The 19,702-nt window shown below is 57.9% G+C and carries 21 protein-coding genes; 12 read left to right on the plus strand and 9 right to left on the minus strand.

Going from position 1 to position 19,702, the window contains the following annotated elements; genetic code table 11:
- Positions 1-224: 224 nt before the first annotated feature.
- From tsaD to O9H32_RS31915, 7 genes are all read right to left on the minus strand, one after another.
- A complete protein-coding gene (gene tsaD / locus O9H32_RS31885) occupies positions 225-1,307 on the minus strand; it encodes a tRNA (adenosine(37)-N6)-threonylcarbamoyltransferase complex transferase subunit TsaD (protein WP_269870118.1) in 1,083 nt (360 codons plus the stop codon).
- A gap of 31 nt (positions 1,308-1,338) precedes the next feature.
- Positions 1,339-1,848, minus strand: a complete 510-nt coding sequence (gene rimI / locus O9H32_RS31890; RefSeq protein WP_269870119.1) for a ribosomal protein S18-alanine N-acetyltransferase — start codon at positions 1,846-1,848, stop codon at positions 1,339-1,341.
- Positions 1,849-1,864: 16 nt separating this feature from the next.
- A complete protein-coding gene (gene tsaB, locus O9H32_RS31895; protein ID WP_269870120.1) occupies positions 1,865-2,749 on the minus strand; it encodes a tRNA (adenosine(37)-N6)-threonylcarbamoyltransferase complex dimerization subunit type 1 TsaB in 885 nt (294 codons plus the stop codon).
- A complete protein-coding gene (gene tsaE, locus O9H32_RS31900) occupies positions 2,746-3,219 on the minus strand; it encodes a tRNA (adenosine(37)-N6)-threonylcarbamoyltransferase complex ATPase subunit type 1 TsaE (protein ID WP_269870121.1) in 474 nt (157 codons plus the stop codon). The genes tsaB and tsaE overlap by 4 nt, the downstream gene beginning before the upstream one ends.
- Before the next feature lie 18 nt (positions 3,220-3,237).
- Positions 3,238-4,287, minus strand: coding sequence for a thiamine-phosphate kinase (gene thiL / locus O9H32_RS31905; protein WP_269870122.1), 1,050 nt, complete (start codon positions 4,285-4,287; stop codon positions 3,238-3,240).
- A gap of 244 nt (positions 4,288-4,531) precedes the next feature.
- Positions 4,532-4,714: an H-type small acid-soluble spore protein gene (locus tag O9H32_RS31910; RefSeq protein WP_269870123.1), complete on the minus strand. Its 183-nt coding sequence runs from the start codon at positions 4,712-4,714 to the stop codon at positions 4,532-4,534.
- The gene (locus tag O9H32_RS31915) at positions 4,711-4,917 is read right to left on the minus strand and encodes a hypothetical protein (RefSeq protein WP_269870124.1); all 207 of its coding nucleotides are present in this window, start codon (positions 4,915-4,917) and stop codon (positions 4,711-4,713) included. Before O9H32_RS31915 ends, O9H32_RS31910 begins: the two co-directional genes overlap by 4 nt.
- A 185-nt stretch (positions 4,918-5,102) precedes the next feature.
- Here O9H32_RS31915 and ku point away from each other — a divergent pair, with 185 nt between their 5' ends.
- Positions 5,103-5,969, plus strand: coding sequence for a non-homologous end joining protein Ku (gene ku, locus O9H32_RS31920; protein ID WP_269870125.1), 867 nt, complete (start codon positions 5,103-5,105; stop codon positions 5,967-5,969).
- A 77-nt stretch (positions 5,970-6,046) separates the two neighbouring features.
- On the opposite strand, the gene O9H32_RS31925 is transcribed toward ku, so the two are convergent.
- On the minus strand, positions 6,047-7,492 hold the full coding sequence (locus tag O9H32_RS31925; RefSeq protein WP_269870126.1) for a hypothetical protein: 1,446 nt from the start codon (positions 7,490-7,492) through the stop codon (positions 6,047-6,049).
- 139 nt (positions 7,493-7,631) lie between these two features.
- Here O9H32_RS31925 and O9H32_RS31930 point away from each other — a divergent pair, with 139 nt between their 5' ends.
- Genes O9H32_RS31930 through ligD form a run of 3 tightly spaced genes read left to right on the plus strand, consistent with a single transcriptional unit; the run spans position 7,632 to position 10,317 of the window.
- Complete coding sequence (locus tag O9H32_RS31930) at positions 7,632-8,345, plus strand: hypothetical protein (RefSeq protein ID WP_269870127.1); 714 nt, start codon at positions 7,632-7,634, stop codon at positions 8,343-8,345.
- A gap of 48 nt (positions 8,346-8,393) precedes the next feature.
- Entirely contained in the window at positions 8,394-9,344 is a 951-nt protein-coding gene (locus tag O9H32_RS31935; RefSeq protein WP_269870128.1) for an ATP-dependent DNA ligase, read from the plus strand.
- A 52-nt stretch (positions 9,345-9,396) separates the two neighbouring features.
- Complete coding sequence (gene ligD / locus O9H32_RS31940; protein ID WP_269870129.1) at positions 9,397-10,317, plus strand: non-homologous end-joining DNA ligase; 921 nt, start codon at positions 9,397-9,399, stop codon at positions 10,315-10,317.
- A gap of 127 nt (positions 10,318-10,444) precedes the next feature.
- Here ligD and cls read toward each other — a convergent pair whose 3' ends face one another.
- Positions 10,445-11,878, minus strand: coding sequence for a cardiolipin synthase (gene cls, locus O9H32_RS31945; protein WP_269870130.1), 1,434 nt, complete (start codon positions 11,876-11,878; stop codon positions 10,445-10,447).
- A gap of 181 nt (positions 11,879-12,059) precedes the next feature.
- Here cls and O9H32_RS31950 point away from each other — a divergent pair, with 181 nt between their 5' ends.
- From O9H32_RS31950 to O9H32_RS31985, 8 genes are all read left to right on the plus strand, one after another.
- Positions 12,060-13,682, plus strand: coding sequence for a spore germination protein (locus O9H32_RS31950; RefSeq protein WP_269870131.1), 1,623 nt, complete (start codon positions 12,060-12,062; stop codon positions 13,680-13,682).
- Positions 13,679-14,854 (plus strand): Ger(x)C family spore germination protein, encoded by a 1,176-nt coding sequence (locus tag O9H32_RS31955; protein WP_269870132.1) that lies wholly within the window; start codon positions 13,679-13,681, stop codon positions 14,852-14,854. The genes O9H32_RS31950 and O9H32_RS31955 overlap by 4 nt, the downstream gene beginning before the upstream one ends.
- Positions 14,851-15,096, plus strand: coding sequence for a hypothetical protein (locus O9H32_RS31960; RefSeq protein ID WP_269870133.1), 246 nt, complete (start codon positions 14,851-14,853; stop codon positions 15,094-15,096). The genes O9H32_RS31955 and O9H32_RS31960 overlap by 4 nt, the downstream gene beginning before the upstream one ends.
- 17 nt (positions 15,097-15,113) lie before the next feature.
- Positions 15,114-16,526 (plus strand): GerAB/ArcD/ProY family transporter, encoded by a 1,413-nt coding sequence (locus O9H32_RS31965; RefSeq protein WP_269870134.1) that lies wholly within the window; start codon positions 15,114-15,116, stop codon positions 16,524-16,526.
- A 101-nt stretch (positions 16,527-16,627) separates the two neighbouring features.
- Positions 16,628-17,641, plus strand: a complete 1,014-nt coding sequence (locus O9H32_RS31970) for a M23 family metallopeptidase (protein ID WP_269870135.1) — start codon at positions 16,628-16,630, stop codon at positions 17,639-17,641.
- Between the two features lies 1 nt (position 17,642).
- On the plus strand, positions 17,643-18,050 hold the full coding sequence (locus O9H32_RS31975) for a bactofilin family protein (protein WP_269870136.1): 408 nt from the start codon (positions 17,643-17,645) through the stop codon (positions 18,048-18,050).
- Positions 18,051-18,167: 117 nt separating this feature from the next.
- The gene (locus tag O9H32_RS31980; RefSeq protein ID WP_269870137.1) at positions 18,168-18,920 is read left to right on the plus strand and encodes an HAD family hydrolase; all 753 of its coding nucleotides are present in this window, start codon (positions 18,168-18,170) and stop codon (positions 18,918-18,920) included.
- Positions 18,921-19,183: 263 nt separating this feature from the next.
- Positions 19,184-19,687: a hypothetical protein gene (locus tag O9H32_RS31985; protein WP_269870138.1), complete on the plus strand. Its 504-nt coding sequence runs from the start codon at positions 19,184-19,186 to the stop codon at positions 19,685-19,687.
- Positions 19,688-19,702 lie beyond the last annotated feature (15 nt).

Raw genomic sequence — 19,702 nt, forward strand, 5'->3', positions numbered from 1 at the left:
CTTTCAAAGTCAAGCATTTAATTCTTTACTTTCGCGAGCCGATTCACCGGTCACCGGTTGAACCCGCATCGTGCTTGTCTTCTTTTGTTGAAGCTCAGAAGCGACAAGGAGTAATATAGCACAGCCCCCCACAGGGATGCAAGTACCAGATTTCAGATAGTGAAAAGCGGCTCCCCCCTCTCGCAACAGATAGGGGGGAGCGCCGCAAACCTGTAAGCCAGATCCTAGACGGACCACTCCTCCAGCTTCAGCTGGGGATCCGCCTTCATATCGAGGGAGGCGAACTGGGCACGGCGGTACTTCAGGAACGCGGCGGCGGCAATCATCGCCGCGTTGTCCGTACACAAGGCGTGGGGCGGCGCAAGCAGCGGAACGCCCTCTTTCGCGCAGCGAGCTTCGAGCCGCGCCCTCAGTCCCTTGTTGGCGGCGACTCCGCCGGCCAAGAGAAGCTGCTTGGCGCCGTAGGCCTTCACGGCGCGGAGCGCTTTCTCCACCAGGACTTCGGTCACTGAGTCCTGGAACCCCTTCGCGACCGCTCCCGGAGCCAGCGTCTGCCCTTTCATGGCGGCCGAGTTCAGCGCCGCCAGCACCGCCGACTTCAGCCCGCTGAAGCTGAAGTCATACGAATCCGGCTCCAGCCAGGCCCGGGGAAGCGTCAGCGCTTCCTCCGATTCCAGCGCAAGCCGGTCGATATGCGGTCCGCCCGGATAGGGCAGCTTGAGCGCCCGGGCGACCTTGTCATAAGCTTCGCCAGCGGCGTCATCCCGGGTCTGGCCGATGATGCGGAAGCGGCCTTCCGATTCCACATAGACCAGCTCCGTATGCCCTCCGGACACTACTAACGACAGGAAGGGATACTGGAGCTGGTGGACCAAAGCATTGGCATAAATATGCCCGGCAATGTGATGGACACCGATCAAGGGCAGTCCCCAAGCGCAGGCGAAAGCCTTGGCCGCCACCATCCCAACCAGCAGCGCTCCCACAAGACCCGGTCCCTGGGTAACGGCTACGGCGGAGAGCTGCGAGGGGTGAAGCTGGGCCTGATCCAGCGCCTCCTGCAGGATCCAGGTGATGGACTCCACGTGTTTGCGGGATGCCACTTCGGGCACGACGCCGCCGAAGCGCTGGTGGGTTTCGATCTGCGATGAAACGACATTCGCAAGAATCTCCGTGCCGTCCCGGACAATGGATGCCGCCGTTTCATCGCAGCTGGTCTCCAGCGCCAATATATAAACCGGCCGCTCCCCGGCGTGCTCCTTGCCTGCCGGGGCTGCTGCCGTTTCTTGTGCTAAGTTAGGTTCGTTCATATTCGTTCCTCTCATGATCCGTCTCTAAGCGCTACTCCTTCATGCGGCCCGCCTTAGGAAGATCGGCCCACATGATCACTGCGTCTTCATGATTATCCGTGTAATATCCACGGCGGACTCCGACGGAACGGAAGCCCAGCTTCTCATATAGTCCCAAGGCTACATAATTGGAGGGACGCACCTCCAGCGTCATGCGGATCGCCCCATACATATCGGCCGTACGCTGCATCTCCCTCATCAGGAGCTCGCCGAATTTGCGGCCTCGGAATTTCTCCCGGATCGCCACATTGGTAATATGCGCCTCTTCCATGATGAGCCACATCCCGCCGTACCCCGCGATCTCCCCGTCCACCTCAAGGACCAGATATCGGGCAAACTGGTTGTTCGACAGCTCGTTATGAAAAGCCCCCGCAGTCCAGGGGGTAGTGAAGGATTCCTGTTCAATCTCGCAGATGACCGGGATGTCCGCCTGGCCCATGGGTCGGAATCGACAGGTCTGGCCATCCGGCGTGGCTGCCGGGCGCACGGATTCTTCTTCCATGGCTGAACGTCCTTTCTTAGGTTCGTTTGGCAGCAAGAAGATTCGCCTCCGCTTCCGCCAGCTGCGTATAATTCGGCACCAATCCGTAAACATCCTCGGTTTCCCCCCGCTGCCAGCGGCTGCGGCCGAGTTCCGCGACGTGCCTGGCCTGGAACCCAAACCCCGTCTTGGTGATCGTACCGTTCCATCCGGCCTCAAGCTGACTTATTGCTTCCCCGTGCAGATGAGCATCTCCGGTGAAAACGATGTGCTGAGGCTCTCCGGAATCCGCAAGGGACCGAAGCTCTTCGACCCAGAGGGAGGTCAGACGGATTCCATCGGGAACAAGACATGTCCAGCCGGAAGCCGATGCCTCGTACAGTCCTGTGAAAGCCTGCCCGCGGCGGGCATCGATCATGGGAACGACCCACCTTTTCGGGAGCGACTCCGGCGTCTTCGTACCAAGAATCCGCTCCAATGCCCCGAGGTCTCCGTCTTGATCGATACGGAGCTCTACCGATTCCCCCTCTGCCGGTGCCGCCACCGGGCTGCGCAGTGAGAGCGCCTCCTCCAGACCTCCGAGGGCCATCGCTTCCAATGTCGAAACGCCCAGGAGCGCCAGGCTATGAGTCCACGCGAAGGTTTTGGCTACTGTCACTCCGATCCGTGTGCCCGTATAGGATCCGGGACCGACCCCCGCGGCAAAAGCGGACAGCTCCGCCGGCTTCACGCCGTTGTGCTCCAGAAGACGCTGAAGGGCCGGTACGACATACAGAGAATGGTTCCTCTCCGCGCTTACCGTGATCTCTCCCAAGAGAGAGCTTCCCCGGGTTAATGCCGCCGTCATCGAAACGGTAGAGGTATCGACGGAAAGCATCAGCCCCTGCTCGTCATACTGCGGTGATTGACTCCATGTGGTCATAACGTGCCATTCTCCTTTGCCTGCTTGCACCATTGTTCGTAGCGCTCTCCTCGGGGAGTGAGCGTGAACAGTCGCTCCATCCCTTCCAAGAGGCCGATCCGGATCTCCAGCCGGTCCTCCGGGAGCAGGTCCTCAATCAGCGAGGCCCACTCCACCAACGTAACGCCGTCGCCATAGAAATAATCATCGAGCCCGAGCTCATCCGCTTCGTCGGCGGACAGCCGGTAGACATCCATATGATAAAAAGGGAGCTTGTCCCCTTTGTACTCTTTGATGATGGTAAATGTAGGCGAATTCACAATGTCCTTCACCCCGATCGCCTTCGCAACCGCTTGGGAGAACGTTGTCTTGCCCGCGCCGAGATCACCGTCGAGCGTGATGACGGTCCCCCGGTCGAATAACCGGGCAACCCCCTGCGCAAGCGATGCCGTATCCTCTACACTACGGGAGATATATTGATATGAGGGCATGCCGTCAGGCCCCTCCCTTCACCCTGCAAAATGATTGTACCCTTTCTTGTCAAGCGGGGTGAAATCGCCGCCGGTTCGGAGGAGACGAACCGCTCCCGGGTCCGCCGTCACATAGCCGATCAGACTCAGGGGCATCCCCGCTTCCTTAAACATCGATTGAAGCTCTAAGGCGTGCTCTGCAGGCACCGTCCCCAGAAGCTCGTAATCTTCCCCGCCGTACAGCGCATAGTCTACAGGCTCCTTGCCTTGCACGGCCGCCTGCCGGTATAAGGCAGCCGAGAGCGGAATACGCTCCTCGATGAGGTCGATCCCCACCCCGGAAGCCTCCGCAATCTCCCAGGCTTCGCTGGCCAGCCCGTCGCTTACATCGTTAAGCGCATGGCAGAGAGAAGAGCGTCTCAGCAGCTCCCCGGCACGTATCCGGGGCTGCGGGCGGCAATGGGCTTGCACCAGCGGACGCACCTCGGGGCCCGCACCGGCCCATTCGTCCTCCCAGCGGCCGGCCGGGAGATTCTGATGAAGCAGCCACTCCAGGCCGGCCGCCGAATTCCCAAGCTCCCCCGTAACGAATACGGCATCGCCGGGCATCGCTGCAGACCGGAGCAGCGATCTCCCGGCTTCCGTTTCTCCGATCACCGTAACCGAAACCGTCAACCCTCCGGGGCTTGACGTCGTATCGCCTCCGGCTACGGCAACCCCATACTCCGAAGCACACGCATAAAGCCCTTCATACAGGGCCTCCATCCGGGCTGCCGGCAGGGTCCGCGGCAGGGTCAGCGAGATCAAGGCAAACCGGGGCGTACCACCCATCGCAGCAATATCGCTGACGGCCGACGCCATCGCCTTGTAGCCGATATCCCGGTCCCGCATGGTGACCGGGGTGAAATGCGTGCTTTCGGTCATCGTGTCGCAAGTGAGTATGAGGTGGCTGCCGCCGGGCACTTCCACCACAGCCGCATCGTCTCCGATGCCGGTCAGTACCCCTGCGGCTCTCTGGAACGCCGGCGATTGCTTGCCTCCGGTTAAAAGCCGGATCAGGGAGAATTCATCCAGGGATTCCGAGCCCACGTTATCCGCCTCCGCTTACCTTTAATAGCAACTATTATAGCCCCACGCAGGTCCCTCTAGCAACCGAGTAATGGGCCCTTCGAGCCGGGCGGCGGCCGCAAGCATCCGGATATAGCCCGGAGTATTCCCCGCTTCGAGGCCTGATGGCGGGCACCGAACCCAAAAAGCTCTTCATCCCGCGGGAGTACACCGCACGGGACAAAGAGCTTTATCATTGAATGCTTCGGCCTAGGCCCCAGGAATCTTAGGTAACCTCCTCCAACTCTTCGACAGGCACGACACGGGAGTCGGCAGGCTGGTTTTCGGTGTGCACTTTAGCGGTCTCCTTCTCCGGATCCACACTGTCGATCCACACGGAGACGCCGTTCAGTTCCACTTCGACGCGGGATTCGGCTCTCAGAATTTCCTGGGCCCGATAGACTTTCATCCTTCCGATCCTCCACCAGTCACGGACTCGGGGTGATCCATCGTATCGGTCGTCGTCTCTTCGATGAGTCCGTTCTGGTAGGAAACGGTACCCCCACCGAGTCCCTCATTGATCATTCTGTCGATATCCATGAAATAAGAGTCGCGTCCCTCATGGGAAGCATCATTCTCATACACGTTGCCTGATGTGTTGGCCTCGCTCACTTTTTTCTCCTCCTTATGATTGGACCGGACTGCGGGCCGGACAGCCCCTGCCCCGGGACTGCAGCCTCCATCCGTAGCATGTCCAAGTAAAGTCCGTCGTCATGCACTAGGATGTTATGGGATGCCCGCCTTATGCGCATACTAGTTCGTAGATGAAGGCCGTTCCCGGCCAAGGAGGGTTTCGGATGCATACGGTATGGAAAGGTGCCATCAGCTTTGGGTTGGTGCATGTTCCGGTCAAAATGTTCTCGGCGACGGAAGACAAGGATATCTCGATGCGTATGATTCATAAGGAGTGCAATACGCCGCTGAATTTCGTTCGCAAATGCCAGCACTGCGAGCGCGAGGTAGAATGGGGAGAGATTGCCAAAGGCTACGAATACGAGCCGGGCTCCTTCGTTCTATTCGAGAAGGACGAACTCGAACGCCTGACTGGCGAAGTCACGAAGGAAATCAAAATCCTGGATTTCGTGGATCTGTCGGATATCGATCCCGTGTATTTCCAAAAAACGTACTATCTGGCCCCGAATGAAACGGGCGCCGGCGCCTATAACCTGCTGCTCGAAGCTATGAAGCAAACCGGCAAGATCGGCATCGCGAAAGTATCGATCCGCTCCAAGAGCTCGCTGGCCGCGATCCGGATTATCGACCGCTGCATTGCTATGGAGACCATCTTCTATCCGGACGAGATCCGTCCCGTAGCGCATGTGCCGAATCTGCCCGAGAACGCGAACGTCAACGAAAAAGAACTGACGATGGCCAAAATGCTCATCGAACAGCTCTCTACCGGATTCGAACCCGAAAAATATAAAGACGACTACCGTACGGCGATGCTGGAAGCGATCGAACAGAAGATCTCGGGCCGCCAGGTGAGCATAGCTCCGGAACCGAACAAATCGAATGTCATCGATCTGATGGCAGCCCTGCAGGCCAGCCTCGAAGCGGTCACCCCCGTAGCCACGGAAGCTTCCCCCACCACGGCCGCCGAAGGCAAGCCTGTCAAAAGCACGAAGAGCAGGAGCAAGAAAACGAAAGAGCCTGCGCTCTCTTAAGCATTCCCGGTATAGAAAATCCCCCACCGTTCCCCGCCAGCCCGGCGCGGAACGGTTTTTTGGATCTCGTCCTCCTTTTACAGCTTCTTGTGCTCCTTTCGCTTCCTCCGTTCTTTGAGCAGCCGGAATATAGTATGCATACCGAGACCGAAAGAAACCAGCATACCGCTTATCGTTACGGCCAGGGCAATGTACTCGAATGCGGAATATTCCAGCATTTTGCTCCAGTTAATATCCCCTTTCAAATCCTCAATGACCTGATTCATGCCGTATATTCCGCTGATGACCGTATAAATCGTCAAAATCTGCAGCAGGTAATTGGACCGCTTGGATGTGAAGTTTTCCTGGTATGTATAGAGATCCGAGAGGGTTTGTTTGACTTCCTTGAACAAGGCGGCGCTGCCGAGATGATCCTTCACCTGCAGGAAAATATCCTTGCCCTGCGACTGGGAGACGACTTCGAGAAAGTAATATTTGGCTGAGAATAGGGTGATCGCGCGAATCAATTCCTCGATCTCATCCTGATTCTTCTCGAGCTGAACATGAGAGTACCGGTTCGATAGCTTGAGCAGTACGATTTTGTAGAAAAGATTGAGGAGAACGGCATAATAATACTCTCCGTACATATGACTGCCGATCGCTACAGCCGCTTCGCGGTCCTGACTCGTCAGACAGACGAACGAAGTCTCCTCCGTAATATAGTAGGTATGGGGTGCCCACCGGTCGTAGGTGTGCTTCCGGCAGTAGCGGCCAATGTATTCCCGGTTAGCGGCGCTGATGTACGGAGCCCCTCTATGATCATTGCCGTCGATCCGGGAAGCGCGGTAGATGTCGGTATCGGTGATCTCCATCCCTTGCTCCATGGCATACAGGGAGTGCACGAACATCCGCTCGTCCACGAAGAATGGCAGCTTCTCAAAGTAAGATTCGCGAAGCTCTGTCCGGTCCATGAACGGCATCATACCCGGCACCAGCTTCTGGAAGATCATGTCCTCGACTTCTTCGAACCGCTCGTCTCCTACGGTAAGTACCGTCTGCTTGTGTTGATCCTTCAAGTTCTGCAGCACACGGAACCGCCCCGCGAACTCCAGCGCCTGCGAATAATGAACGTCCCCTGCCGGCAGTTCAGTCCGCAGGGTAATGAATCCGATATCGAACGGACACAAGATGACATCCACCGAATGAATCCGGAAGGGGATACTCTCAAACTCGGTGTCCATGCGGCACGAGAGGTTTACGCTTAGGGAAAACCGGCGCAGCCCTTCGTCTTCGTCCTCGCGCGGAAAAAGCACATGACTTGTGAACGGCAGATAATAGCGCTCGAGATTATGGTGCGATACGCGGAACGATTCGCCGTAGAAGGCGTCTTCGAGACTTAGATTCTGTAGATAGAACGGGACGAAATCATCCTGGAGCAGCCTGCGCTTGATGCCTTCTCTGCTGTGCCGGTCTATGGAAAACGGAAAGATGAATTGGTGGAGGACCACTTGAAGCCGCTGGTGATCGGGGATGGATAGGGTCATGCCTTCTACTCCTTTTTGTAAGCCGTGGACTGCTTCTACTTACCCGCTGCCGCCTGCAGCCTAACCTTCAATCTTGCTTCAGCCGCTCCTCACCATGGTAATGTATTCATATAAGATACGACAAGCGGAGGGAGAACCCATGGGAATTGGTTTTATTGCGATATACTGCGTACTGGTGCTTCTCGTGCTGGAAACCGCAGCCACGCTGCTCATTACCACCGGACTCGATAAGCGGATCGCCCGCTTCCAAGCGCTATCCATGCTGACGGCCACCGGCTTCACTACCAAGGAATCGGAGCTGATCCTCCGCCATCCGATCCGAAGGAAAATTGCCATGTTCCTGATCCTCTTCGGCGTCTTCTCGCTGGCTGTGATTATCTCGACGCTGAGCAGCATCCTCGCCCAGAGTTTCAAAATCCCCCAGCTTCTCCTGTTGACCGTTCTCCTCGGCGTCGTGCTCCTGTTCCTCAAAAGCAAATGGATCACACGAAAATTAAAAAGCCGGCTTCATCAGCATCTGGAAGATGATTTTGCACTTCATGAACTGCCGCTGCAAGAAATATTATACATCGACGAGGATGATCTCATTACGGAAGTCTGTCTCCACCGCGGCTCAGCTTATATCGGCAGGAAAGCCGGGGAGATTGCAGGAAAGCAGGAAGACCTCGCCATCCTCTTCATCCAGCGGGGGCTGTCCAAGCTCCGCAAGGGCAGCCGTGACCTTACCCTTCACGAAGGAGACCTGCTCATGGTCTACGGCAGCCGGGAGTGCATTGCAGGTAAGTTTTCGCAGGAACTGGAGAAAATGAAAGAAGAGATCGAACACGAGGAGCAGATTACCGCGATGAAATAACCGCTCCCGCGGCAGGTCATTTCCTAAAACTACTGGAGGAATGCCCCCTTGGACTGGCAGCCCCTCGTCCCCTTCGAGCCCATCCGTACGGAAAAGGCACCATCTGGGGATCAATGGATCGGACAGGTCAAATGGGACGGCACCCGTATTCTCACCTACGCGTCCGGCGGCACGGTGAGACTCTTTAACCGCAAAGGCCACGAGCGGACACTCCAATACCCAGAGCTGCTTCACTTATCCTCTTACTGCAATGCCGAATCGGTCATCCTGGACGGGGAAGTCATCGCCCTTGCCGAAGGGCGCCCGAACTTCCAGGAAGTCATGCGCCGGGACAGCGTGCGCAAGTCGCAGCATCTGGCTCAGGTGCAAAAACAGGTGCCGATCTCGTACATGGTCTTCGACATCCTGTATCTCGACGGCGAATGGGTCACCGAGCGGACGCTGCGGGAAAGACAGCGCCTGCTTCAAGAACGGGTGCACGGCAGCCAAACCGTCCAGCTCGTCCCGAATGTCCCGGGCATGAATGACCTCTACAGCGTGATGAAGCTGCACAAGATGGAGGGCATCGTCTGCAAGGATCTGGAGAGCAAGTACCTCCTGGGCGGCAAAGACAAGCGCTGGCAGAAAATGAAGATCTACAACGATCTGCTGGCCGTCGTCGGCGGAGTCACCTACCGGGCCGGCCAAGTGAATGCTCTCATGCTCGGCCTCTATGACGCGGAAGGCCGCTTGTGGTATATCGGCCATGCCGGAGCCGGGCGCTTCACCCAGCAGATGTGGAGGGAGCTGACCGCAGAGGCCGCGGAGATGAGGCTCCCGGAACGCCCCTTCGTCAATGTGCCGGAGCGCAGCAAAGACGCGGTCTGGATCCAGCCCCGGCTGACGGTGAAAGTCAGCTATATGGAATGGACCGCCGGCAGGACGCTGCGGCAGCCGGGCCTTCAGGCGCTGGTCGCCGCCAGGCCGGACGAATGCACCTTCGCCCAGTTGGACGGCTAACCGGCGGCTTGACGGTTATCGGTTAAGATGACACTCAAAGAGGAGGTATCGTGTGGCCCCACCCGTCAAATCCAGATCCTCGTCTTCCCTGCCGGCCAAAGGCACGATCATCGTACAAGGTCAGGAGCTGACCGTAACCAATCCCCAAAAGCTTCTCTGGCCGGAGAAAGGGATCACCAAGGCCATCTATCTCGAGAAACTCGCGCAGCTTGCTCCCTATCTGCTCACCTATTGCCGCGGAAGGCATCTCACCACCATCCGTTTTCCGGACGGTTGGAACGACAAGTCCTTTTATCAGAAGAACGTACCGGAACCGACGCCGGCCTTCGTGGAATCGGCCGAGCTGGAAGGCATCCGTTACGTTCATCTGGATTCTCTCCCCACTCTGCTCTGGCTGGGCAATCTGGCGGCGCTCGAATTCCATCCGTCCTTCCACCGGATCGGAAGCCTCCTGCCGGCGGAATGGCTGATCGATATCGATCCGAGCCTGGACCCGGAGCCTCGCATCATGGAGGCAGCTGAAATCATAGGGGGCATCTTGGACGGTATGAACATCCGCTCCGTGCCCAAGACCAGCGGCGCCACCGGCGTGCAGATCTATGTGCCGATCCCGCAAGAGAAGGGATACACGTTCGAGCAGCTCCGCAAGATCGGCCAGTTCGTCGCGGACTTTGCCGTACAGAAGCACCCGCAGCTGTTCACGACGGAGCGGCTGAAGAAGGACCGCGGCACGCGCATCTACATCGACTACCTGCAGCACTGGTACGGCAAGACGCTCTCCGCGCCGTACACGCCGCGGGCCCGGGAGGCCGCCTCAGTCTCCACCCCGCTCACTTGGCAGGAAGTTGCCGGCCGCCCGGACCCACGGGATTTTCACCTCCTCAATATCATGGAACGGCTTCAGCAGAAGGGGGACCTGATCTCGCAGACCCCGCCGCAGAATCTCGATTCCATTCTTTCCTTCCTGCGGTGACTGGCCTGCCGGCCGCTGGACATGGCCAAAAAAGCATCCGATCTGCCGGTGGAAAAGGCAGACCGGGATGCTTTTTTGGTTTGGTGCCGTTCAGCGAAGCGGAGACCCAATAAGGGGCGTTCCCGACCTAGAACAGCGGCGAGACCAGCCGGGCCAGCACTTCCTTGCCCTTCTGCCAGCGGGACCGCTGCTCGAATTCCTCGAGCTCAATCTCCCTGCATGCCTTCAGATCCTGAATAAAGTCGCTTTCGAGCCGGAGGATCGTATCTTTATCGAAGAGGACTGCGTTCAGCTCAAAATTATTATAGAAGCTCCGCATATCCATGTTGGCCGTACCCACCGTAGCGAGCAGATCGTCGATGATCATTACTTTGGCATGAACGAACCCCCTCTGGTAAGCATAGAACCGAACGCCCGCCTGGAGCAGCTCTTCCAGATACGAAAGAGAAGCATAGTTCACCATGCGAGAGTCGGGCTTCTCGGGGTAAATAATCCGCACATCGATCCCGCTGATCGCCGCTGTCTTCAATCCCATGAGCAGGCTGGCATCCGGCACGAAATACGGCGTGGTGATGAAGATCCTGCGCTTGGCCGCCGTTACAGAGCCGAAGAACATCTCCAGCACCGCGTCCCAGTGGGCGTCCGGCCCGCTGGCAATGACCTGGACCGGCTTGCGGCCGCGGCATGCGTGCTCGGGGAAGTAAGCCGACTCCGAGAGACGTTCACCGCTGACGAACCTCCAGTCCTTGATGAAGGTATGCTGGAGTGCGTAGACCGAGTCCCCTTCCAGCCGAAGGTGCGTATCTCTCCAGAATCCGAGGGACGAGTTGCGCCCCAGATATTCGTCCCCAATATTCAGCCCGCCCAGAAAGCCCACGGTTCCGTCGATGACGATAATTTTGCGGTGGTTGCGGTAGTTGATCCGCTTGTCGAAGAACGCGATGAGCGCCGGCAGGAATATGTATACCTCACATCCGGCCGCTTTCAACTCCGAGATGAACCCCGCGTCCAGATGATAGCTTCCGATGCCGTCGAAGATGCAGCGCACCTGTACTCCGGCACGCGCCTTGCGGATCAACAGCTCCTGAAAGCGCCGGCCGATCCGGTCATTGCGGACCGTATAAAACTCGAAGTGAATATGCTTCTCCGCCCCCTCCATCGCCTCCAGCATCTCGGGATAAGCCTCATCCGCATTGGCGAGCACTTGCACTTCGTTCTGCACGGTAATCAGGGTGCCGGGAATATTGTTGAGCAGGGCGAACAGGCGCGGCTCATGCTTCCATCCCTGCAGGCGCTCTTCCTCGATCTGCGGATCGGAAGCCTTCATCTTCTTGCCGACCTGCCTGAGGTCGTGGACAAGCCCGAGCCCCTTGCGCCGAACCTTCCTGCGCTGCCGGTATTCCTTAGCGAGGAAATAGTACATAACAAACCCGATCACCGGAATGACGAACAGAATGAAGAGCCAGGCGAGCGCCTTGGGAGGATGCCGGAATTCCCCGACGATAATGGTAAAGATCTGGAGGATGAACAGCAACAGGGCGAGGATGATCCAGAGCTGCATGGGACATCTCCCTTCTTACCGTGGCTTGCTCTTGTAGCTTTTACCTCCTGCCAGTGCCCTATTCCATAATTTTGCTGGAATTCTGTTTCTTTTGTCATAAAATTCAGGATTTGGTTCAAAATATACCGGACACGCCCCGGCAAAGCTTGGAATAGAGGCACCGGATTACAGGAGGCCCGGCATGGTCATAACCAAGAAAAGCAATAAGAACGGCAAACAGCCCCCTGGGGACGCGATCCATAAGCTAGACTACCGCTTCATTGATGAACTCCGTTCGGTTCCCATCGGAATGGAACTGGGCGACAACCAAACATATCTGGATCACATCTTCGAAGACTGTTCCGACTTCGTCATCCGGGAGTTCCAGCTCGAGAAGAGCGCGAAGGCGATGCTGCTGTTCATTGACGGCATGGTGAATACCGAGCAGGTGAACGAGGCGATGAAATCGCTGATGATCCTCGAGGGCGGAGAGCAGTTCGTCGACAATATTTCGGCCTCCGTCCTGCCCGTCTCCCAGATCCAGCCTGCCGATAATTACGGCGATCTGCTGCTCGGGGTGCTCGGCGGCGACACCGGCCTGATTGTCGAACGGAATAACAAGGCCCTTCTTCTTGGCATCCGCGGCCCCGAGAAACGTTCGATCGCCGAGCCGGAGACCGAATCCGTGATCCGGGGTCCGCGGGAGGGATTCACGGAGAGCCTGCGGACCAATACGTCCATGATCCGCCGGAAGCTCAAGACGCCGCACCTGAAGATGAAGCCGATGACGATCGGCCGGGAGAGCAACACGAACGTCGCCGTGACCTACCTGTCGGATCTGGCTGATCCCGGCGTAGTGGACGAGGTAGTCGGCCGGCTGCAGCAAATCGATATCGATGCCGTGCTGGAATCCGGCTATATCGAGGAGTTTATTCAAGATTCGGCGTACTCCCCCTTCCCGCAGATCCAGTACACGGAGCGGCCTGACATGGTAGCCGCCGCCCTGCTGCAGGGCAGAGTGGGCATCTTGGTGGACGGAACGCCGAACGTGCTGCTCGTGCCGTTCACCTTTTCCGAAATCCTGCAGGCCAGCGAAGATTACTACGAGCGCTTCCAGATCTCCACGCTGATCCGGTGGCTGAGGTATATCTTCCTGCTGCTCTCCCTGCTGACCCCGTCCTTGTATGTCGCCTTCACCACCTTTCACCAGGACCTGCTGCCCACGACCCTGCTGCTCTCGGCAGCGGCAGCCCGGGAAGCGATCCCGTTCCCTGCCGTGGTGGAGGCGCTGATCATGGAGATTACGTTCGAAGCGCTGCGGGAGGCGGGCATCCGGCTGCCGAAGACGATCGGCTCCGCCGTCAGTATCCTCGGCGCCCTCGTCGTGGGCCAGGCGGCGGTACAGGCCGGGATTGTCTCGGCGCCTATGGTCATCGTGGTCTCGATTACGGGGATCGCATCCTTCACCATCCCCCGCTTCAACGGAGCGATTGCCGTGCGGATGCTGCGCTTCCCGATTCTGATCGTCTCCTCGATCTTCGGGCTCTACGGGATCATGATCGCCCTCATGGTCATTCTCGGGCACATGGCATCGCTGCGTTCCTTCGGCGTGCCGTATCTTTCGCCGGTCGGCCCGTTGTCTTCCGGCGATCTCAAGGACGTGCTCATCCGGTCTCCCTGGTGGCTCATGCGGAACCGGCCAGCCTTCATGCCGGTCCAGGACAGCGAACGGATGAGCATGGACCTGCCGCAGGAGATCATGAAGGAATCGGGACAGCGGGGCAAAACCATCGAGCATCCTTCGGCTGAGGAGGGGGAAACATGAAGAAACGGAACTGGATCCGGGTCCCGTTAGCCGCAATGCTCCTCGGCTGTCTGACCGGCTGCTGGGACCGCACGGAAATCAATGACTTGGCCTTCGTCCTGACGTCGGCTCTGGATATCGAGAAGGACGGCAAGATCCGCTACAGCGTGCTAGTCCCCCTCCCGGGACAGATGGGCGGGCCTTCCGGCGGGGGCGGGGGGACCGGCGGGGAGAAGAGTTATTACATCGATTCGGAGACGGGCAACACGTCCCGGGAAGCGCAGTCCAAGCTGCAGCAGCGGATGTCCAGACGCATGTTCCTGGCGCACCGGCGGACCGTGCTCGTAGGAGAGGAGCTCGCGAAGAAAGGCATCCGCTTCCTCTTCGACGCCATTCCGCGCACGCCGGAAAGCCGCATGACCACCTACATGATCGTGACCAAGGGCAAAGCCTATGACATGCTGAAGGCTTCGCCCAAATTCGAGCGATTCCCCTCCGAGGCCATCCGGGAGCTGGTGAAATCCCGCTCGGCGATCCAGATGAACATGAAGGATGTCGGAGTCTCGCTCAGCGCCCCGGGTACGGATCCTGTACTCGCCTATATGACCGAGAAGGAATCGCAAAAGAGTGAGAAACCATCCAAGGAAGTGGAGATGGCCGGCTATGCGCAGTTCAAAGACGACAAGATGATCGGTACCCTCGAAGGCGCCGCCGCCGATGGGCTCGCTTGGCTGAAGAACCAGACGATCACAACCTCCATTAACGTCAAGCTGACCGAGGAGATCCATGCTACCGCCCGCATCTACGACTCGCAAACGCATATGGATGTGAAACTGGAAGGGGGCAAGCCCCGGTTCCAGATCAAAGTCCAGGCCAAATCCAAGATTCTCGAGATCACGTCTTACTTCGACTTGAGCCGAACCGATAAGATCCAGATCGTGGAAAAAGAAATTTCGGCCTATATCAAGAAAGCCATGCAGGAAACCATCAAAACCATGCAGCAGAAGGAAGCCGATTCTGCGATGCTGGGAGGCTACATATGGAGAGCGTATCCGAGACTGTGGGAAGAACAGTATGCCAAAGACTGGCCTGCCGGTCTGAAGGACGCCGAATTCCAAATCGAAGTGAGCACGACGCTGATGGAGCCAGGGGATATTTACAATAATGTAACCAAATCGGAGGGCGGCCAATGAATACGCAGTTCATGGTATGGTACGGAGTGCTGATTATCATGCACTTGGCCATGAATATGAAGTATTGGATGAAGCAGACCAAAGGCATGCTGCGGCTGTTTCTGACGCTGTACGCAGCCGTCATCGGCCTGTACTTGGCCGTCGCCTTCGGTTACAAGCCGCCGATGCCTACCCAATTCTTCGTCGAGAGGGTCTCCTCCGCTCTCTTCTCGTTCATTATGCCGCAAGAAGCCGCTCAGTAAGAGAAAGGATCGAACCTATGTCCAATACGGTAATCGTCATCAACCATAGGCAGCTGGCTTGGCTGATCGGATCCATGATGACCGGGGGCGGGCTGATAGCCGTCCAGCATGAGCTTGTCAAGATAGCCAAGATGGATGCCTGGTTCTCCTACCTGCTGCCAACCTTCTACGTCCTGCTGATCGCCTTTGTGCTGGCCCAGCTCTCGAGACGGTTCCCTCAAATGAATCTGTTCGAGATCATCATGAAAGTATTCGGCCGGATAGCCGGGACCCTTGTCAATCTGCTGCTCGTCGCCCACCTGTGGATGATCCTGATGAGGGATACCCGGGCGCTCAGTAAGTTCATCAATACGATGCTGCTGCCCAACACGCCGGAAGAAATCCTGGTAACGCTCCTGTTCCTGCTCCTGATGTTCTATGGACGGACCAGCGTGGAAGTGATCGCCCGGGTGAATGATCTGTTCTTCCCGCTGTTCTTCTGCGTGATTATACTGCTGCCGCTACTCTTGTCCAACGAGCTCAACAAGTACCTGATTCAGCCGGTATTGACCAGCGAACCGCTCCAGCTATGGTACACGAACATACTGGGCATCGGCTGGTACGGCGACCTGCTGCTTGTCGGCGCGTTCCTGCATACGATATGGAATGCCAAGCAGCTGCAGTCCGCCTTCCGTCACGGCTCGATCATCGCCACCTGCCTGCTGAGCCTCTTCCTCTTTATGGAGATTGTGGTGCTGGGGCCTTCGATGCCGGCCAACATGATTTATCCGAATTACATGCTCGTGCAGCATATCCATGTGACCGATTTTCTCGATCGGATCGACCTTGTGATTCTCAGCATCTGGTTTCCGATTCTGGCCTGCAAGATCATTCTGACCTACCTGGCCTTGCTGACAGGGCTGGCCAGCCTGCTCAGGCAGAGAGACTATACCTTCATCAACTCGCCGGTCTCCCTGCTTCTGCTGCTCACTTCGCTGCTCGCCTTCAAAAGTACGACCGAGGTGCATGCCTTCGGCAACTACAGCTCGCCGGTGATCATTCTCGCCTACCAGCCGCTGCTGCTGGCCGCCCTGCTGATCGGCATGCGCCGGTTCCCGGTGAGGCCCGAGACCGAGAACCCAAACAGCAGCAGCGGCGAATCTTCGTCGAAGCCCCGCAGCAGCAACAGCATCCGGAGCGGCGGCGGGGGAGGCGGCAGTCCCGGAGCCCGCATGCAGCAGGGGTTCAAGCGCGTTACGTACGGCCATCTCGTCTGGTCAAGCAACGGTCTGCTGGCGCTCAGCGCCCTGTTCGTGGGAGCCGGCTTGCTGCTGGGCAAGTCGTACGCTCCCGTAGGCGTGGCTGGAGCCATCGGCTTTACCGTCTGCCTGCTGCTGTCCCTGCTCACCACGCATCTGGAGATGAAGCGGGCTGCCCAGCCTCAATCTTAGAATCTCAAGAATGACCATCGATCCCTCCCAGGCCCACCCGTTACCTAACTGTATGCCTGGCGGCCGGGATTCTTGACTGTCACAGCATGAAAGGAGTTCCCATGAATTTCAAGTGGTTTCGCAACAAGCTGACCTTCGTGATTATTCCTGAAGCCAACGGCAGCGTGGTCCGGGTCAATCTCTCCCGCGGCCTCATTGGAGGCGCCCTGCTGCTTACGGTGCTGCTCGTCGGAGCGGCGGGTTTCATTTATTTCCGGCACCTGCACTCCACCGCTTCGGCCTACCTCCGGACGTCGGAGCTGAACGGACGGACAGCCCGGCTCGAGCAGGACCTGAAGGGCAAGAACGCGGCGATCGAGCAGCTTCAAAACGAGCTGCATTCCTTGTCCAAGCAGGCGGATCAAGTCCACACCAAGATGGAAGAAATGAAACGGCTTGAACAGGAGCTCAAGAAGCTTGCTCCCGGGAGTGTGCCGGCCTCCAGCGGCAAAAACGGGGCACCGGCCGTCTCGGCCGCAGCCGGCTCCGGCGCGGCGGGTGGTATGGGCGGACCGGCCATCCCCGTCACAGCTAAAGATATGCAGGCTCTCGCGAACGTGACGGAAGCCCGGTATCAGGAGCTCGAGCAGGAGATGACCCGGCTGCAGGGGCATTTGACCCAGTCCAAACAGATTCTGCAGGAAAAGCTGGAGCGGCAGCGGCGGACGCCTAGCCTCTGGCCGACGCTCTCGAAGATCGTGACCTCGCCTTACGGGTACCGCAAGGATCCGTTCACGAAGAAGCTCAGCTTCCACCGCGGCATCGATATCGCAGGCCGGATGAACGACCCGGTCTATGCAGCAGCTGGCGGGGTAGTACAGGAAGTCGGGTACGACAAGCTCCATGGGCACAACGTAATCCTGGAGCATGCCGGCGGCCTGCGGACCTGGTATATGCATCTGAACAGCGCTTCCGTACGCAAAGGCCAGGCGGTGGACAAGGGCCAGCCGATCGGCAAACTCGGCACCACCGGCCGCAGTACCGGACCGCACCTGCATTATGAGATCCAAATGGGCGGCAAGAGCACCGATCCTGCCCCTTACCTGCCTGTCCAACATCGAAAGGAGAATGATTGACATGCTGAAATCCTTGTTAGGCAAGAAAGGCCGGAACCTGCGAGCCGGTACAGCCGTGACGCTGATCGGTGAGGGCTGCGAGATCGAGGGCGTGCTCCGCTCGGAGGCCGACCTGCGCATAGAAGGTGAGTTCAACGGAGTGCTCCAAGCTGCAGGGGAAGTCGCTATCGGCGAAAGAGGGCGTGTGCGGTCGACGGATCTGAAGGCGCGCGACGTGGTGATCGCCGGCCGGCTGGAGGGGCGTGTGGAAGCCGAAGGGCGCGTGCGCATCACTTCGACAGGGAAGCTCATCGGAACGGTCCGCGCGTCCGTGCTTATGATCGAGCAGGGCGCGGTGTTCCAGGGTCAGAGCGAGATGTACGAAGAGGCGCGGCAGGAAGATGCGCCTTTGGCGATCGCCATGATATAATAGGGTGAAAAGCTTGCATGTTTTGGGTAAAAGAGGATAGCCCCTTCGGCGCAAACGGCCCGAGGTTCTTTTGCGGCAAAACATCCCAAGCCAGGACAGAGTAGGAGTAGAGAGCCCATGACGAAGCAGACGATCTTGTTTGATATGGACGATACGCTGATTCACTGCAACAAATACTTCGATTTGGTTGCCGAACAGTTCGCCGATCAAATAGAAGCGTGGTTCCACGGATACCATCTGTCTATCGATGAAGTCAAAAAGAAACAATCCGAGATCGACTTGGAGCGCGTGCTCGTAAGCGGGTTTGCCCCAGATCACTTTCCGCAGTCGTTCGTGGATACGTATGAATATTATCTCAACCTGACGGGCCGGGCCCGCAGCGATAAGGAAATCGAACGGCTCCGGGAGCTCGGGGCTTCCGTCTACGGACACAGCATTGAGCCTTATCCCTATATGGAAGAAACGCTTCGCGCCCTGCAGGCTGAGGGCCACGAGCTGCATCTGTATACGGGCGGGGAGCCGGCGATCCAGATGCGTAAAGTAACCGAAGGCGGCCTTCAGCGCTTCTTCGCCACCCGCATTCACATCACCCGCCACAAGAACGCCGAATTCCTCGAAAGCCTGGTCCGCACCCACGGCTGGGATCGGAAGCACACCTGGATGATCGGCAATTCGATGCGGACGGATATCAACCCCGCGTTAAAGTGCGGCCTACATGCGATCTTCATGCCGGCCGAGCAAGAGTGGGTGTACAATCAGGTGGAACTCGAGACGGAACCCTCCGGCGCATTCTTCACCCTGCCGGGGCTGAACGCCATCCCGGAGGCCATCCGCAGTTATACGGAGCCCAAGGCGGCCGCGAACGGCTGAGCCGCTTGCAGGCGAGCCAAAAAGGACCCTCACCGGAGAGAGGTCCTTTTGTTTTGTCACGGGGCAGCGCCCGGAAGAAAATTCGCATGGTTAATCTTCAGCTCCATCAACCGTTCTGGCTGTTCCAGACGGAGATGCCACAGTTCCGCGACGCGGCATCATAATCCCCTCTCCCTCCCGCCTCTTGGTGATTACAGCCATAAATGATGACCCTCATGAATATAGTAAGAACAAGAGGCCTTGAAGAGAGGAGTCCGGAGCGAATGAGAAAACCCAAAGAACTGGTATACCGCAGCAGCCGATACGGGTTTACCCTGCGTCTTCCCGCATGGTGGCGCAGCTTCTGTGTCGTCAGCCGTTCGAAACGCGACCCGGAGACGGAATATGAAGCGCATTTTGAGTTCAAATATAAAGGGAAAGTGTATGAGGATATTTTTGCCCTGCTCGTGTACCGGATGACCCTTAAGGAGTGGAAAGAAAAAGGGTATGACGAATCCCCGCTGACCTTCGTAGCGCAGCATGACGGACGGATCTTCGCGGCACTGACACCGGAAGAGCTGCCCTATGCCTTCTATGACAAGAAAACGGGCGATTACAATTACAAGAAGTACGGCAGCGCCATCTCGCTGCTCAAACGGATGGTGAACAGCGACGTCCCCCGGATCCTGAAGTCCGTCCGGTTTGCCCGCAGGAGCGTCACGATGAGATCGGTACCGTACCGTTCGCGTAAAGTATGGCCGATCAGAGGGCGCTGTAGGCGCAAATAAAGCCTGCTGCTGCCC

Origin of the sequence: Paenibacillus caseinilyticus, from assembly GCF_027533645.1 — a bacterium.
Taxonomy (GTDB): domain Bacteria; phylum Bacillota; class Bacilli; order Paenibacillales; family NBRC-103111; genus Paenibacillus_G; species Paenibacillus_G caseinilyticus.

Coding starts and splice junctions, on each gene's coding strand:
- tsaB (WP_269870120.1), bottom strand. CDS start 2,749: ATGACCACATGGAGTCAATCACCGCAGTATGACGAGCAGGGGCTGATG.
- O9H32_RS31960 (WP_269870133.1), top strand. CDS start 14,851: ATGAATACGCAGTTCATGGTATGGTACGGAGTGCTGATTATCATGCAC.
- O9H32_RS31980 (WP_269870137.1), top strand. CDS start 18,168: ATGACGAAGCAGACGATCTTGTTTGATATGGACGATACGCTGATTCAC.
- O9H32_RS31955 (WP_269870132.1), top strand. CDS start 13,679: ATGAAGAAACGGAACTGGATCCGGGTCCCGTTAGCCGCAATGCTCCTC.
- O9H32_RS31925 (WP_269870126.1), bottom strand. CDS start 7,492: ATGACCCTATCCATCCCCGATCACCAGCGGCTTCAAGTGGTCCTCCAC.
- O9H32_RS31970 (WP_269870135.1), top strand. CDS start 16,628: ATGAATTTCAAGTGGTTTCGCAACAAGCTGACCTTCGTGATTATTCCT.
- O9H32_RS31950 (WP_269870131.1), top strand. CDS start 12,060: ATGGTCATAACCAAGAAAAGCAATAAGAACGGCAAACAGCCCCCTGGG.
- O9H32_RS31985 (WP_269870138.1), top strand. CDS start 19,184: ATGAGAAAACCCAAAGAACTGGTATACCGCAGCAGCCGATACGGGTTT.
- rimI (WP_269870119.1), bottom strand. CDS start 1,848: ATGGAAGAAGAATCCGTGCGCCCGGCAGCCACGCCGGATGGCCAGACC.
- O9H32_RS31965 (WP_269870134.1), top strand. CDS start 15,114: ATGTCCAATACGGTAATCGTCATCAACCATAGGCAGCTGGCTTGGCTG.
- cls (WP_269870130.1), bottom strand. CDS start 11,878: ATGCAGCTCTGGATCATCCTCGCCCTGTTGCTGTTCATCCTCCAGATC.
- tsaE (WP_269870121.1), bottom strand. CDS start 3,219: ATGCCCTCATATCAATATATCTCCCGTAGTGTAGAGGATACGGCATCG.
- ku (WP_269870125.1), top strand. CDS start 5,103: ATGCATACGGTATGGAAAGGTGCCATCAGCTTTGGGTTGGTGCATGTT.
- O9H32_RS31910 (WP_269870123.1), bottom strand. CDS start 4,714: ATGAAAGTCTATCGGGCCCAGGAAATTCTGAGAGCCGAATCCCGCGTC.
- tsaD (WP_269870118.1), bottom strand. CDS start 1,307: ATGAACGAACCTAACTTAGCACAAGAAACGGCAGCAGCCCCGGCAGGC.
- O9H32_RS31930 (WP_269870127.1), top strand. CDS start 7,632: ATGGGAATTGGTTTTATTGCGATATACTGCGTACTGGTGCTTCTCGTG.
- O9H32_RS31975 (WP_269870136.1), top strand. CDS start 17,643: ATGCTGAAATCCTTGTTAGGCAAGAAAGGCCGGAACCTGCGAGCCGGT.